The organism is Microlunatus capsulatus, assembly GCF_017876495.1.
Taxonomy (GTDB): domain Bacteria; phylum Actinomycetota; class Actinomycetes; order Propionibacteriales; family Propionibacteriaceae; genus Microlunatus; species Microlunatus capsulatus.
This window is the reverse complement of sequence record NZ_JAGIOB010000001.1, coordinates 1895041-1909400: the sequence shown is the minus strand read 5'-3', so window position 1 is coordinate 1909400 and position 14360 is coordinate 1895041. Positions and strand designations below refer to the sequence as shown.

15 protein-coding genes are annotated in these 14360 nt (G+C 74.9%); 4 read left to right on the top strand and 11 right to left on the bottom strand.

The genetic code is table 11. The annotated features are described in order from the left end of the window. Positions 1 to 26: 26 nt before the first annotated feature. The gene (locus tag JOF54_RS08770) at positions 27 to 749 is read left to right on the top strand and encodes a mycothiol-dependent nitroreductase Rv2466c family protein (RefSeq protein ID WP_307803979.1); all 723 of its coding nucleotides are present in this window, start codon (positions 27 to 29) and stop codon (positions 747 to 749) included. Between the two features lie 11 nt (positions 750 to 760). On the opposite strand, the gene JOF54_RS08765 is transcribed toward JOF54_RS08770, so the two are convergent. Further along, a complete protein-coding gene (locus tag JOF54_RS08765) occupies positions 761 to 1213 on the bottom strand; it encodes a very short patch repair endonuclease (protein WP_307803978.1) in 453 nt (150 codons plus the stop codon). A gap of 156 nt (positions 1214 to 1369) precedes the next feature. On the opposite strand from JOF54_RS08765, the gene JOF54_RS08760 reads away from it, so the two are divergent. Continuing rightward, positions 1370 to 1882, top strand: coding sequence for a hypothetical protein (locus tag JOF54_RS08760; RefSeq protein WP_210054821.1), 513 nt, complete (start codon positions 1370 to 1372; stop codon positions 1880 to 1882). Between the two features lie 106 nt (positions 1883 to 1988). Here JOF54_RS08760 and JOF54_RS08755 read toward each other — a convergent pair whose 3' ends face one another. The 4 genes from JOF54_RS08755 to JOF54_RS08740 are packed head-to-tail and all read right to left on the bottom strand — an operon-like array spanning position 1989 to position 5031. Then, a complete protein-coding gene (locus tag JOF54_RS08755; RefSeq protein WP_210054819.1) occupies positions 1989 to 2294 on the bottom strand; it encodes a hypothetical protein in 306 nt (101 codons plus the stop codon). Positions 2295 to 2349: 55 nt separating this feature from the next. Then, complete coding sequence (locus tag JOF54_RS08750; RefSeq protein WP_210054817.1) at positions 2350 to 3858, bottom strand: ADP-ribosylglycohydrolase family protein; 1509 nt, start codon at positions 3856 to 3858, stop codon at positions 2350 to 2352. Beyond that, entirely contained in the window at positions 3855 to 4580 is a 726-nt protein-coding gene (locus tag JOF54_RS08745) for an NUDIX hydrolase (protein ID WP_307803977.1), read from the bottom strand. The genes JOF54_RS08750 and JOF54_RS08745 overlap by 4 nt, the downstream gene beginning before the upstream one ends. A gap of 4 nt (positions 4581 to 4584) precedes the next feature. Then, the gene (locus JOF54_RS08740) at positions 4585 to 5031 is read right to left on the bottom strand and encodes a T3SS (YopN, CesT) and YbjN peptide-binding chaperone 1 (protein WP_210054815.1); all 447 of its coding nucleotides are present in this window, start codon (positions 5029 to 5031) and stop codon (positions 4585 to 4587) included. A gap of 176 nt (positions 5032 to 5207) precedes the next feature. On the opposite strand from JOF54_RS08740, the gene JOF54_RS08735 reads away from it, so the two are divergent. Then, complete coding sequence (locus JOF54_RS08735; protein WP_210054813.1) at positions 5208 to 6143, top strand: NADP-dependent oxidoreductase; 936 nt, start codon at positions 5208 to 5210, stop codon at positions 6141 to 6143. Positions 6144 to 6258: 115 nt separating this feature from the next. Next, positions 6259 to 6642, top strand: a complete 384-nt coding sequence (locus tag JOF54_RS08730; protein ID WP_307803976.1) for a DoxX family protein — start codon at positions 6259 to 6261, stop codon at positions 6640 to 6642. Positions 6643 to 6755: 113 nt separating this feature from the next. Here JOF54_RS08730 and JOF54_RS08725 read toward each other — a convergent pair whose 3' ends face one another. Genes JOF54_RS08725 through JOF54_RS08700 form a run of 6 tightly spaced genes read right to left on the bottom strand, consistent with a single transcriptional unit; the run spans position 6756 to position 14249 of the window. After that, positions 6756 to 7256, bottom strand: a complete 501-nt coding sequence (locus tag JOF54_RS08725; protein ID WP_210054810.1) for a PaaI family thioesterase — start codon at positions 7254 to 7256, stop codon at positions 6756 to 6758. 5 nt (positions 7257 to 7261) lie between these two features. After that, positions 7262 to 8980 (bottom strand): dipeptide ABC transporter ATP-binding protein, encoded by a 1719-nt coding sequence (locus tag JOF54_RS08720; protein WP_210054808.1) that lies wholly within the window; start codon positions 8978 to 8980, stop codon positions 7262 to 7264. Beyond that, positions 8964 to 10769 (bottom strand): gamma-glutamyltransferase family protein, encoded by a 1806-nt coding sequence (locus JOF54_RS08715; protein WP_245358024.1) that lies wholly within the window; start codon positions 10767 to 10769, stop codon positions 8964 to 8966. The genes JOF54_RS08720 and JOF54_RS08715 overlap by 17 nt, the downstream gene beginning before the upstream one ends. Then, positions 10769 to 11671, bottom strand: a complete 903-nt coding sequence (locus tag JOF54_RS08710; RefSeq protein ID WP_210054807.1) for an ABC transporter permease — start codon at positions 11669 to 11671, stop codon at positions 10769 to 10771. The genes JOF54_RS08715 and JOF54_RS08710 overlap by 1 nt, the downstream gene beginning before the upstream one ends. Beyond that, positions 11671 to 12624, bottom strand: coding sequence for an ABC transporter permease (locus JOF54_RS08705; protein ID WP_210054804.1), 954 nt, complete (start codon positions 12622 to 12624; stop codon positions 11671 to 11673). Before JOF54_RS08705 ends, JOF54_RS08710 begins: the two co-directional genes overlap by 1 nt. After that, positions 12624 to 14249: an ABC transporter substrate-binding protein gene (locus JOF54_RS08700; protein ID WP_210054802.1), complete on the bottom strand. Its 1626-nt coding sequence runs from the start codon at positions 14247 to 14249 to the stop codon at positions 12624 to 12626. Before JOF54_RS08700 ends, JOF54_RS08705 begins: the two co-directional genes overlap by 1 nt. Between the last annotated feature and the right edge of the window lie 111 nt (positions 14250 to 14360).

The window sequence follows — 14360 nt, the reverse complement described above, 5'->3', positions numbered from 1 at the left end:
CGGGGCCGCGGGCTACCGTCGGCGGCGTGGACGCCGACCTGCACTTCTACTTCGACCCCGTCTGCCCCTTCGCCTGGATGACCTCGAAGTGGGTGCGCCTGGTCGCCGAGCAGCGCGACTACGCGGTGGACTGGCGGTTCATCTCGCTGCGGATCGTCAACGAGGGCGTCGACTACGCCGCCCAGTTCCCGCCCGAGTACGAGGCCGGGCACACCGCCGGCCTCCGGCTGCTGCGGGTGGCGGCGCGGGTGCGCGCAGAGCACGGCAGGGGCGCCGTCGGCGACCTCTACGCCGCGCTCGGCGAGCGGATCTTCGAGACCGAGGCGCAGGGCGACTGGGCCGCCGGCGAGCACCGGGACACCCCGGAGTTCCTGGCGCCGGCCCTGGCCGCGGCAGGCCTGCCGGGCACGCTGGTGGAGGCCCTCGACGACGCCGACCAGGACGACCTGATCCGGGCGGAGACCGAGGAGGCGCTGGCACTCACCGGGCGCGACGTCGGGACCCCGATCCTGCACGTCGACCCACCCGGGGGCACGGCCTTCTTCGGCCCGGTGATCAGCCGGCTGCCCAGCCCGGAGGACGCGGTCGCCCTGTGGGACCACGTCGTCGGGCTCGCCCGGTTCCCGGGGTTCACCGAGCTCAAGCGCAGCCTGCGCGAGCGCCCGCAGCTGCCGGCGTTCGGCGTCACCGCCGGTGCGGTGGGCCAGCAGGAGGACTGGCACGGCGGGAGCCGGCGGCAGCACCGCTGAGATCCTGGCCCTCAGGCTCGGTGCTCGGTCACCCACGTGCGCACCGTCGCCGCGGCGGCCGACGGGTCCTCGTGCTCCCAGAAGCGCATCACCGTCCAGCCCAGGCTGCCGAGCTGGGCGGTGACGTCGGCGTCGCGGGCCCGGTTGGTCTCGATCTTGCGCACCCACCACGCCGCGTTGGTGCGCGGGAGGTGCAGGTGCTGCGGGCACCCGTGCCAGAAGCAGCCGTCGACGAACACCGCGAGGTGCAGCCGGGTGAAGGCGATGTCGATGGTCCGGCGGCGCTGGCCGGGAACGGGCCAGGCGACGCGGTAGCGCAGCCCGGACGCGTGCAGGAGCCGGCGGAGGGCCAGCTCTGGTCCGTTGTCCCGACGCCTGAGGCGGCTCATCCGCAACGACAGGGCGCGGTCGGACGTGCCGGGGTGCCGACCGGGGTCGAAGGTCCGCGGCTGGTAGTCCGGCACCCGGTCAGGCTGGCACCCGCAGGGCGGCGACGACCCGCCGTGCACAGGGTCGTCCGCGCCGATGCGGCGATCGGGCGCCGAGGGCGCACAGTGGGAGGAGGTCGGACGACCCGCACGACACGGCGCCGCGATCCGCGGACGAGAGCAGGACTTCCCATGGGGGACCCCGAGAGCACGACGCTGACCGAGACCGCGATGCCGACGGCGGTCGCGGACCACCTGACCGGCCGGGGCGTCGCCCCCGAGCTGCAGGCGCTCGTGGCGTCGGTCTGCGAGCAGCGGCACCTCGTGAGCCGGGTCCGGGGCTACGTCGCCCTCTCACCAGCCGGTGGTGGCTACATCGTCGGCTATGTCCACCCGCAGGTGCTCAGCCTGGCCATGCCTCCGCCCCGCGCGCGCAAGGTCGCGTCCGAGCACGGCTGGACGGTCGAGGCGGACAGCGGCATCACCTCCTACCTGCGGGTCCCGGCGGAGGACCTGCGGGTGGAGAAGAACCGCACCCGGGTCCTCGACCTGTTCCTGCAGTCGGTCGACTGGCGCGCCGGCGGTCCGCACCCCGTGGTGGCCAAGACGGTCGACCCGGACGCCCCGCAGCCGCGGCTGATCCCCCAGTGCCCGGTGCACTTCACCGCCATGCCCGGCGGGCACTGCGACTCCTGCGACGACTGACCGACGAGCCCTGGACTGCGGTCGCCGCCGAGTGCGCTCTTCCGCAGGTGATCGGCTCCCCTAGACCTGCGTGAGCGCGCACTCGACGACGGCGAGCACCTGGCCGTCAGTCGGCGCTGCCGATCGACGTGCAGCTGACGTCCGTCGACAGGCAGCTCTGGCAGCGGACGGGCGCAGCGGTCGAGAAGCGGCCTCCGCAGGTGCAGGTGCCCGCCTGCTCGGACACCCACGCGTCGACGGCGTGCTGGCTCCGCCCACGCGGGCGGGCTGCACCGGAGCCGTCGTCGCGTTCGACGAGGCGCGTCTCACCGCAGCGGTCGCAGCGCGGCTGGTAGCCCGCGAAGAGGGCGCCGTCGAGCTGGTGGTCGTCGGTCCCGCACGCCAGGCAGTGCACCTCGAGGATCTGGGCCATCAGGCGTCCCTCCCTCGCGCGATCTCGGTCGTGGTCGTGAGAACCGTCGTCGCCGTCACCGAGCCGCCACCTCGGCCCGCAGCGCCCGGTTCGGCCGCGCCCGCGGCAGCACCCGCAGCACGTCGGCCAGGCACTCCCGCGCCGGCCGCCCGGTGACCAGCGCCCCGTAGAGCGCCGCGACGGCCGGCGTCCGGCTCTGCGCCTGGACGCAGTGCAGCAGCACCGTCCGGCCCTCGGACCGCAGCTGCCGGACCGCCGCCGCGGCGTCGTCGAGGACGAAGGGCAGGTGTGGGTTCTGCGCCGGGTCGGCCGAGTCGACCAGCCACACCTCGACGTGGTCGCCGGGAGCCACCCCGGCGGCCGGGACCTCAGAGGACCCGAGCCGGCAGAGCGAGACCACCGCGTCCACGCCCTCGGGCAGGCGGTCGAGCGCGCCGACGCCGGCGAGCCAGACCCGGGGGTCGTGGGGGTGCTGCACGAGGACGTTCCGCTCGGCCCACCGGCCGTAGTCGACGACCGGGGCGCTCGGCCAGCCGGCACGGTCGGGCCGACCCTGATGCGCGCTCAGCACGCCGAGCCGGACCAGGTCGCGGGCGCGCAGCCCCGGCCAGCCGTGCAGCAGGCGACGCCAGGCCGCGGGCACGGCCGACGCTCCCCAGCGGGCGCCGAGGAGCGCACCGGCGATGGCCGCCACGGTGTCGGTGTCGCGGCCGCCGCGGACGGCCGCCTCGAGCGCGAGCCGCAGGTGGTCGGCAGGTTGTAGCCCGCCCTCGCCGGCGTCGGGTACGGCCGTCCGGCTGATGGCCGACCAGGCGCCCTGCAGCGCCTCCACCACCCAGCCGTTGTGGGCGAACGACGCGGGCTCCCGCTGCTCGGCGACGTCGAGCCGCTGCGCCCACACCTGCCGGCGGTCGGCGGGCAGCCGGTCCAGGCTCAGCCGCAGCCCGTCGAACGTCCCGTGCAGGACCGCGTGCCGGATCGCCAGGCACCACAGCACGCAGGCCTCGCCCGCCTCCGGGTCGGCGTGCGTCAAGGCACTGAGGGCGAGCGCCGCCTCGACGAGGGCGTCCGGGTCGTGCAGGTGGGCCAGCGCGACCGGCGCGGTCCGCATCAGGGACCCGTTGCCGCCGGTCCGACCCGTCGCCTCGTGCAGCTCGGCCGCCACCTCCCGCAGGTGGGCGGCGGTCGGCCGCCCAGCGGACCGGTCAGCGGCCGAGGTGAGAACGCGACGGGTCTGCACGCCGACGTCCTTCGCGTGCCGTCCCCAGCCCACCCAGCGCACCGCGATGCTGTCCTGGGCGGCCGCCGTCCGGAGGTCCAGACCGGCTGCGGGGACCTCGGCGATGGCGACGGCCATCGAGGTGTCGTCGGTCCACTCCCCGGGCGCCCAGCCGAAGGACCCTCCTCCCCGCATCCGGATCTCGGTGGTGGCGGGCAGCGGTGGGCCGAACTCGTAGCCGGCGCCGAGGGCGTCGCCGCAGGCGAGGGCGAGCAGGACGCCGGCCGCGCGGTCGGACTGCGCGGTGGTAAGGGGTGGGCTGAGCGGTGCAGGGGCAGGGGTCACGGGCGGTGCCTTCCGGTCGGGGTGGGGGCGGGTTCGCCCCGCCACAGGGGTGGGTTGAGCAGGGTGGCGGGACCGGCCCGGTAGACGGCGGCCGGTCGGCCACGGCTGCCGCTGCGCTCGCCGGGCGCGCGCTCCACGAAGCCGGGGGAGCCGACGACCTTGCGGTGGAAGTTGCCCGGGTCGAGCCGGCGCCCCCAGACGGTCTCGTAGACGTGCCGCAGGTCGGCGATGGTGAAGGTCGGGCCGACGAAGGCCGTCGCCAGCGGGGTGTACTCCAGCTTGCTGCGGGCCCGCTCGACGCCGGCGGCCAGGATGTCGTGGTGGTCGAACGGGAGCTCCGCGTCCAGCACCTCCGCGACCGGCTGCCAGCTCGCCGCCGCGGCGTCGGTGCCGGCCACGGGCTCGGGGAGCGCGGGCAGGACGGCGAGGTGCGCGACGGCCACGGTGCGCGCTCGCGGGTCGCGGTCCGGCCGGCCGAACGTCCCCAGCTGCTCGAGGTGGGCGGGCTGGACGGCCAGACCGGTCTCCTCGCGGAGCTCGCGGCGCGCGGCGGCCAGCAGGTCCTCCTGCTGCTGGACGAAACCTCCTGGCAGCGCCAGCCGGCCCTGCCAGGGCTTCGAACCGCGCTCGACCATCAGCACGTGCAGGGCGTCGTCGCGCAGGGTGAGCACCACGACGTCGACCGTGACGTAGACCGGCGGGAACTCCGACGTGAACGCCACAGGCTCAGGCCGCCGAGGCGCTGCTGGCCTCGAGGTAGGTCGTGCCGCCGTGCACGGCGGTCAGCACCGGGCCTAGCTGGTCCGCCAGGGCCAGCACCCGACGCAGGACGAGCGTCAGCGTCTCCTCGGTGATGGCGTCGGCGAACAGGAAGCTGTCGACGAGCACGAGCCCCTCGGACCAGGCGACCCGGGTGCCGAGCCGGCCCCAGTTGTGCTGGTTGAGCTCGCGGAGGACCGCTGCCCGAGCCGGGACGTCGCGCGCCGCGTAGCCGAACACGTGCACCCCGCAGGGGTCGCCCGTGGTCAGCCGCACCCACGCCTGCGACGTCGTGCCCCGCACGGGGTAGTCGCCGTCGGAGTCGGTGGTGGCGGGCTCGCCCGTCATGCTGCTGACGATGCTGGCGACGTGGCTGCGGAGCCACCGGCGCTGGGTGCTGGTGCGAACGTCCATGGGGACCTCCTCGGGTCGGTCGTGCTGACACCGGGAACGCTATCTTGTGGGTCTGACAATTTCTGTCGAGTGCGCACCTCGGCAGGTGGTCGGCCGCTCCCAACCTGCAGGAGCGCGCACTCGACGAGGGGTGCCCCTGCCCCGAGACGCCCGCGCCCCGGGTGTTCGATGGGGGCATGACGCGGGCGTGGGTGGCGACGGACTTCGGCGGGCTGGATGTGTTCGGCGAGGTGGAGGTCGACGTCCCGGCGCCGGGATCGGGCGAGGTGACGATCGAGGTGCGCGCGGCCGGGATGAACCCGGCCGACTACAAGCACGTCGCCAGCGGGTCCGACCGCAGCACCCTGCCCGTGCCCGTCGGCTACGAGGTCGCGGGGGTCCTCAGCGCCGTTGGCCCGGGCACCGAGATCGCCTCCGGCGGCGGGGCGGTGGGCGACGAGGTGCTCGCCTTCCGGGTCCGCGGCGGCTACGCGGGCGCCCTCACCGCGCCGGCCCGCGACGTCTTCGCCAAGCCGGCCTCGCTCGGCTGGCCCGAGGCGGCGAACCTGCTGCTGGCCGGCACGACGGCGGCCGAGATGCTGCACGTCACCACCGTGGCGCCGGGGGAGACCGTCCTGCTGCACGGGGCGTCCGGCGCCGTCGGCGTGAGCGTGCTCCAGCAGGCCCGGTTGCTGGGCGCCCGGGTGATCGGGACCTGCGGGGAGGGCAGCGACGACGTCGTCCGCCGGTTCGGCGGCGAGCCCGTCCGCTACGGCGACGGCCTGGAGGAGCGGGTGCGCGAACTCGCGCCCGACGGGGTCGCCGCGGCCCTGGACTCCGTCGGGACCGACGAGGCCGTCGACGTCTCCCTGGCCCTGGTGCCCGACCGGCAGCGGGTCGTCACCATCGCCGCCCGCGAGCGGGCGGCGCAGGACGGGATCCGGCTCATCGCCGGCGCGATGCCCGCCAGCCAGGCCTTCCGCGACCAAGTCCGCGCCCGGCTCATCGCCCTGGCCGCGGCCGGCGACCTCGTGGTTCCCGTGGCCCGGACGTTCCCCCTCGACCAGGCGCGCGAGGCGCTCGAGCTGCTCAGCGGCGGCCACCCCGGCGGGAAGCTCGCGCTGATCCCCTGACGGACGCTCGAGCGTGTCGGGCACCTACGGCCTGATCGTGGGAGGTCGTGCCGCGACATCGCGGCACGACCCTCCACGGTCGGCGCGTCCACGAGCCGTGGGGCAGGGTGGGGGCGTGACCACCACCGCCCGGACCGCCGACCGCACCGCGCTGGGGCTCGCCGCCCTGCTGGCGGGCACCGGGACGCTCCACCTCGTCGACCCGCACCGCTTCGACCCGGCCGTGCCCACCTGGCTGCCGGGGAGCCGGCTGGGCTGGGAGCTGGTCTCCGGCGTCGCCGAGCTCGGCTGCGCGGCGCTGCTGGCTCTGCCCCGGACCCGCCGGCTGGGGGGCTGGGCCACGGCCGCGCTGTTCGTCGCCGTCTTCCCCGGCAACCTCGACATGGCCCGGCGGGCCCGCTCGCCGCGGGGCCGGGCGATCACCCTGGCCCGGCTGCCGCTGCAGCTGCCCCTGGTCGTCGGGGCCTGGCGCGTCGCCCGGCACGCCTCCGCCCGCTGACCCGCGTCCTGCACCCCGGGCGTCGCGTTGTACCCCGAGCGTCGCGCTGCACCCCGGGCGTCGCGCTGCACCCCGGCGTCGGGGTGCAGCAGGGTGCTCGGGGTGCGGGAGGCTCAGCCGGGCGTCGGCGGGGGCAGGATGAGCAGCGTCGAGGTGGCGTGGGCGAGCAGCCGGCCCTCGCCGTCGAGCACCCGGGCCTCGGCCAGGGCGGTGCGGCGGCCCTGGGAGAGGACGGTCCCGATGCAGCGGACGCGGCCGGTCCGCGCGGTCACCGCGCGCGTGTAGGTGACGTTGAGCGACGTCGTCGTGTACCCGACGCCGGCGGGCAGGGTGCTGTGCAGGGCGCAGGCCGTCGCGCTGTCCAGCAGGGTGGCCAGCACCCCGCCGTGCACGGTGCCGAGCGGGTTCTCGTGGAACTCCGCCGGCTCCAGGCCGAAGACGACGCGGCCGTGCTCGACCTCCTCGACGTCGAAGCCCAGCGTCGCGGCCACCGGCGGGCCGGGCAGGTCGCGACCCATCCGCCGGAGCAGCTCCAGCCCCGTCAGGTCGCGGTGCTGCAGCAGCGCCGCCGGGTCCTCCCAGGCGTAGGTGCGGGTCCGGGCGTCGTCGGGCACGGCGCTCAGCCCCGCTGCTCGGCGAAGAACTCGGCGCCCGGGATGGCGTCGAGCAGGCTGCGCGTGTACTCGGTCTGCGGGTCGGCGAAGACGCGGTCGACGGTACCCGCCTCCACCACCCGGCCCTCCTTCATCACCAGCACCTCGTCGGCGATCAGCCGCACCACGGCCAGGTCGTGGGTGATGAACAGGTAGGTCAGGCCCAGCCGGTCCTGCAGGTCGTTGAGCAGGGTCAGCGTCTGGTCCTGCACCAGCACGTCGAGCGCCGAGACGGCCTCGTCGCAGACGACGACGTCGGGGTCGAGCGCCAGCGCCCGGGCGATGGCGACCCGCTGCCGCTGCCCGCCGGACAGCTCGTTGGGCCGGCGCTGGGCCAGGGTCAGCGGCAGGGCCACCTGGTCGAGCAGCTCGGCCACCCGGCGCCGGCGCTGCTGCCGGTCGCCGACGCGGAAGACGCGCAGCGGCTCGTCGATGATCCGCTCGATGGAGAACGTCGGGTTGAGCGAGGCGTAGGGGTCCTGGAACACCGGCTGCATCGCCCGGCGGATGGCGCGGCGCTGCGCCCCGCGGGCGGCCTCGACCACCTGGCCGCGGACCCGGACCTCGCCCGAGGTCGGGGTCTCCAGGCCCAGCACCATCTGCGCGGTCGTCGTCTTGCCCGAGCCGGACTCGCCGACCACCGCCGTCGTCGTGCCGCGCCGGACGGCGAAGCTGACGTCGTCGACGGCGACGACCTGCTGGCCGCGCTGGCCGCGCAGCTTGAAGTGCTTGGTGAGGTGCTGGACGTCCAGCACGACGTCGTCGGCGTCCGCGTCCTCCGCGCGCGCACCGTCGCCCGCGGCACCCGGCCGCGGCACCGCGGTCACCGCCCCGGAGGAGGCGCCGGCGGACCCCGACGCCTGCAGCCGGGCGGCCCCGACCGACGGGGCGGCGGCGACCAGCGTCCGGGTGTACTCCGCCTGCGGGCGGCGGAGGATCTCCCCGGCCGGCCCGGCCTCGACGATCCGCCCCTTCGACATGACGACCACCTGGTCGGCGCGGTCGGCCGCCAGCCCGAGGTCGTGGGTGATGAGCATCAGCGAGGTGCCGCGGGCGGCGCGCAGCTCCTCGAGGTGGTCGAGGATCTGCCGCTGCACGGTGACGTCGAGGGCGGACGTGGGCTCGTCGGCGATCAGCAGCTGGGGCTGGCAGGCCAGCCCGATGGCGATCAGCACCCGCTGCCGCATGCCGCCGGAGAACTCGTGCGGGTACTGCTTCGCGCGGCGGGCCGCGTCGGGGATGCCGGCCTCGCCCATCAGCTCGACGGCGCGGGTGCGGGCCTGCTCGCCGGTGGCCAGGCCGTGCGCGGCCAGGGTCTCGGCGATCTGCCGGCCCACCTTGAGCACCGGATTGAGGTTGGACATCGGGTCCTGCGGGACGAGGCCGATCTCGCGGCCGCGGAGGCTGGCCAGCCGGGTCGCCGACGGGCGGGTGATGTCCTCGCCCTTGAACTCGATCCGGCCGCCGGTCACCCGGCCCGAGCCGGGCAGCAGCCCCAGCACGGCGGCGGCCGTCGTCGACTTGCCCGAGCCCGACTCGCCGACGATCGCCACCCGCTGCCCGGGCTCGATGGTGAACGAGGCGCCGTGCAGCACGGTGCGCAGCGCGCCGTCGGTCCGGTAGGCCACCTCCAGCCCGTGCACCGCGAGCACGGGCGGGGTGGCGCCCTCAGCGTCCGACGGCATAGCCCTGGCCTCCGCGGGGGTTGGCGGCGGCGGTCAGCTCACCGGTGGCGGGGTCGCGGACGACGGCGGACAGCCGGCCCAGCGACCAGTCGCCGGCCCGGGTCACCTGGTGGCCGCGGGCCTCCAGGCCGGCGATGACGTCCTCGCCCAGCCGGTCCTCGACGACGGCGCCCGCCGGCGTCCAGGTCCGCGGCCAGAACGAGCCGGCCATGGCCGTCGTGTGCAGGCTCGGTGCGTCGATGGCCTGCTGCGGGGTGTAGCCGCCGACCAGCACCCGGACCAGGTAGACGAGCTGCCACTGGTCCTGCTGGTCGCCGCCCGGGGTGCCGAGCACCGAGACCGGGACGCCGTCGCGCAGCAGCAGCGTCGGGGTGAGCGTGGTCCGCGGCCGGCGGCCGGGCCGCAGCACGGAGGGCGAGGCGGGGTCCAGCCAGGCCATCTGCATCCGCGACCCGAGGCAGAAGCCGAGCTCGGGGATGTGCGGGCTGGACTGCAGCCAGCCGCCCGACGGCGTGGCCGCGACCATGTTGCCCCAGCGGTCGACGACGTCGAGGTGGCAGGTGTCGCCCCGGGTCTCGCCCGCCTTGGAGACCGTCGGCTCGCCGACGCCCTCAGCACCGGGGTCGGGGGAGTCGGTGGCCAGCGGGGCGTGGTAGGCGGGGTACCCCGGCACCTCGCCGGGCCGCACCTCCGTCGACGCCCGGTCGGTGATGAGCGCCCGCCGGCTCGCCGCGTACCCGGCCGACAGCAGCACGTCCAGCGGCACGGGCCGCTCGCCAGCCTCGACGTCGGGGTCGCCGTAGTAGGCGTCCCGGTCGGCCATGGCCAGCTTGAGCGCCTCCAGCAGGTGGTGCGCGCCCTCGACGGTCTGCGGGTCGAGCTCGTCGTCGGAGTAGCCGTCGAGGATGGTCAGCGCCTGCAGCAGCACCGGACCCTGGCCCCAGGCGCCGGTCTTGGCCACCGTCCAGCCCCGGAACTCCGCGGTGGTCGCCGGCTCCCAGGTGGCGGTGTGGGCGGCGAGGTCGGCCTCGGTGAGGACGCCCGCGTGGTCGCGGCCGTCGGAGTGCCGGTGCGGCTGCGCCAGGAACGCCGTCGCCGTCCGCGCCACCAGGCCCGTGCGCCACTCGTGGCGTGCGGCGTCGACCCGCTCCTCCCGGGTGCCGGCGTCACGGCCGGCGTCGAGCATCCCGCGCAGCACCCGGGCGTAGGCCGGGTTGGTCATCAGCTCCGACGCGGGCCGCGGCTGCCCCTCGACCAGCCAGAAGTTCGCCGAGGTGGTCCAGTGGTCGGTGAACAGCTCGCGCACCGAGGCGACGGTGGCGCCCACCCGCGGCACCAGCGGGTAGCCCCGCTCGGCGTAGTCGATCGTGAAGGCCCAGACGTCGGCCAGCTCCCAGGTGCCGTGGTCGCGGAGCAGCAGCAGCCACGCGTCGACGGCGCCGGGTACGGCGGCGGCGAGCCCGCCGGCGCCGGGCACCAGGTCCAGGCCCTCCGCGGCGAAGTGCTCCAGGGTCGCGCCCTGCGGCGCCGGGCCCTGCCCGACGAGGACCCGCGGGGTGGGGTCGTCGGCGGTGGCGACCACGGCCGTCATGTCCCCGCCCGGGCCGTTGAGGTGCGGCTCGACCAGGTGCAGCACGAACGCGGCGGCGACGGCGGCGTCGAAGGCGTTGCCCCCGCGCTCCAGCACCGCCTGCGCGGTGGCGCTGGCGGTCCAGTGCGTGGTGGCGGCCATCCCGAAGGTGCCGCGGAGGTCGGGTCGGGTCAGGAACGCGGGGGGTGCGGTGAACATCAGTCCTTGCTCGAGGTCGTCGGGTCGAGGGCGTCGCGGAGCGCGTCGCCGAAGAAGTTGAAGGCCAGGCAGATGACCGCGATGGCCACGCCCGGGATGACCGCCGCGGCGGGCGAGCGGAAGATGTACTGCTGGGCGTCGGAGAGCATGATCCCGAGGCTGGGCGCGGGTGGCACGATGCCCAGGCCGAGGAACGACAGCGTGGCCTCGCCGATGATCGCCACGGGCATGATCACGGTCGCCTGGACGATGATCGCCGAGGCGGTGTTCGGCAGGATGTGCTGCCCCATGATCCGCACGTCGGAGGCGTCGAGCGCCCGGGCGGCGCCGATGAAGTCGGCCTCCCGCCAACGCAAAGTCTCCGCGCGCACGACCCTGATCATGGTCGGGATCTGCGCGACGCCCAGCGCGATCGCCGCGTTGGTGAGGCTCGCGCCGTTGATCGCGGCCAGCCCGACCGCGATGATCAGGAACGGGAACGCCAGCATGAGGTCGGTCAACCGGGACACGACCGCGTCCAGCCAGTTCCAGTAGCCCGAGAGCAGCCCGAGCGGGGTGCCCAGCACGATGGCCAGGGCGACCGAGAGCAGCCCGACCTGCAGCGAGGCGCGGGTGCCGTAGAACACGCGGGACATCACGTCGCGGCCCAGGTCGTCGGTGCCGAGCCAGAAGCCCTCGGTCCCGACCCGCTGGAACGGCGTCGCGAAGTGCACCTCCGTCGGCGGGTAGGGCGCGAGCACCGGGGCCAGCACCGCCACGGCGACGACGACCAGCAGCAGCACCGAGCCGACCACGCCCATCGGGTTGCGCAGCAGGCTGCGCAGGGCCCGGCCGCGGCTGCGGCCCAGGTCGCCCCCGCCGCCGGGGACCGCGACGGCGTCCCCCACCACCTGGACCGCCATCAGCCCCGACCTCCGACCCGGATCCGCGGGTTGATGACGGAGTACAGGACGTCCACCGCCAGGTTGATCACGATGTAGGCCGCCGTCACCACGACCACGACGGCCTGGATGACCGGGTAGTCGCGGGTGAAGACCGAGTCCAGCGTCAGCTTCCCGAAGCCCGGCAGGCCGAACACCCGCTCGGTGACGACGGCGCCCGAGATGAGGCCACCGAGCTGCAGGCCGATGATCGTCACGACGACGATGAGGGAGTTCCGCAGGGCGTAGTCGCGGAGCACCTTGCCGCGGGGCAGGCCTTTGGCCCGCGCGGTGCGGACGTAGTCGGTGCTCAGCGTCTCCAGCATCGACGAGCGGGTCTGCCGCATGACGACGGCGGCGAGCCCGGTGCCGAGGATGACCGCCGGCAGCGTCAGGTAGTACAGGGCTCGCAGCGGGTTCTCGCGGACCGGCACGTAGCCCGACGCCGGGAACAGCCCGAGCGCGACCGACAGGTAGAGGATCGCGAGCAGCCCCAGCCAGAAGTTGGGCACCGACAGCCCCGCGAGGGAGAACCCGTTGGCCACCCACTCGGGCCAGCGGCCGCGGTGGACCGCGGCGACGACGCCGCCGACGACGCCGATCACCACCGCCAGCACGATCGCGTAGAGCGAGAGCCACAGGGTCACCGGCAGCGTCGTGGCGATGAGGTCGGTCACCGGGGTGCCCGTCCGGATCGAGGTGCCGAGGTCGCCCTGGGCCAGGTTGGCCAGGAAGTGCCCGAACTGCACGATGACGGGCTGGTCGAGGCCGAGGTCGCTGCGCACCTGGGCCAGCGTCTCGGGGCTGGCCTCCTCCCCGGCCAGCGCGAGCGCCGGGTCCCCGGGCAGCGCGCGGACGCCGAAGAAGACGACGAGGGCCGACAGCAGCAGGGTGATCACGGCGTGCCACAGCTTGGTCAGCAGGTAGCGCGCCATCAGCGGCCGCCGTCGTCGAGGAAGGCCGCCCGGCTGAGCCGGACCACGCCGTCGGGGTAGACCTCGGCGCCGCCGATCGTGTCGGTGTAGGCGGCCAGGTTCCGCACCCGGTACAGGTAGATGATCGGGTTGTCCTCGCGGACCCGCTCGACGACGCGGGCGTAGGTGCGGGCGCGGGTCCCGGTGTCGGTGCTCTGCGCGGCCTGGCTGAGCAGGGTGTCCACCTTCTCGGAGCTGTAGCCGGCGTAGTTGTTGCCGCCGCCGGTGGACAGGAACGAGAACATGTTGCCGTGCGGGTCGATGCGGCCCGACCAGCCCAGCAGGATCGCGTCGAAGTCGCCGGCGCTCTGCTCGTCCAGCAGCGTCGAGTACTCCACCGGCTCGATGGTCAGCGCGAAGCCGGCCGGCGCGACCGCCGCCTGCAGGGCCTGGGCCAGCCGGAGCGCCTCGGAGGTGTTGCTGGTCTTGACGCTGATGGGGAACGGGACGTCGACGCCGGCCTCGGCCAGCAGCTGCTTCGACCGCTCCGGGTCGTAGGGCAGGCAGGCGTCGCTCTCCTGGGTCGCGTAGGGGGAGTCGGGCGAGATCGGCGAGCAGGCCGGCTCGTACCAGTTGTTGAAGACCGAGTTCACCAGGGCGTCGCGGTCGACGGCGTGCGCGAGGGCCAGCCGCACCCGCGGGTCCGACGCCAGCGGGGTGTCGATCCGACCCGGCGGCTCCCCGGCCCCGTCGACGTTGCCGACGTTGACCGTCATCGCCTGGTAGCCGAGCGAGCCCGTCTGCAGCAGGCCGATGCCGCGCTCCTCGACCAGGGCGTCGACGTCCTGGGTGGAGATGCTGTCGGCCACCTGGATGTCGCCGGAGCGCAGGTTGGCGGCGCGGATGTTGGCGTCGGCCATGATCCGGTAGGTGATGGTGGAGAGCCGGACCTCGTCGGCGGCGTAGTAGAGCGGGTCCTTCTCGACGCGGATCGAGGTCTGCGGCACCCGCTCGACGAACTTGAAGGGGCCGACGCAGGTGGGCCGGTCGCCGAAGTCGTCGCCCAGCTCCTCCAGCGCGGTGGGGGACAGGACCATCCCGGCCCGGTCGGCCAGCGAGGCGGCCAGCGGGGCGAACGGCGTCTCGTAGGTGATCACCACCCGGTCCGACGACGGCGCCTCGATGCTGCTCACCGGCCCCAGCTCGCTCTTGCGGGTGGAGTCCTTCTTGGTGAGGTTGCGCTGCAGCGTGGTCCGGACGGCGGCGGCGTCGAAGTCGGTGCCGTCGGCGAACCGGACGTCGTCGCGGACGGGGATCGTCACCGTGAGGCCGTCGTCGGAGACCTCGGGCAGGGCCGTCGCCAGCTGCGGCACGAGCTCCCCGGTGGCGTCGATGTCGTAGAGCTTCTCGCAGATGCTGTTCATCACGTAGCGCGTGTAGAGCGAGGACGAGGTCGTGGGGTCCAGCCGGTCGGGCTCGGCGGACAGGCCCATGACGAGGTCGCCGCCCGCGCGGACGGCCCGGTCGCCGACGGGGTCCGAGGGCCGGTCGGGGCGCGCGGGCGCCGCGCCGGGCAGCTGCACCGCGTAGCAGGCCGAGAGCGACGCCAGCAGCGCCGTCACGGCCAGGACCTTGATGTTCCGCACGTCACCCCGAAGCTCGAACCGGACAGGACTGCGTCCCCAACCCATCCCACGGAGGGAGCCGTGTCAAGGCCTACCACGCCTCGTAACCCGGACGTCACGGGTTCACCGGAG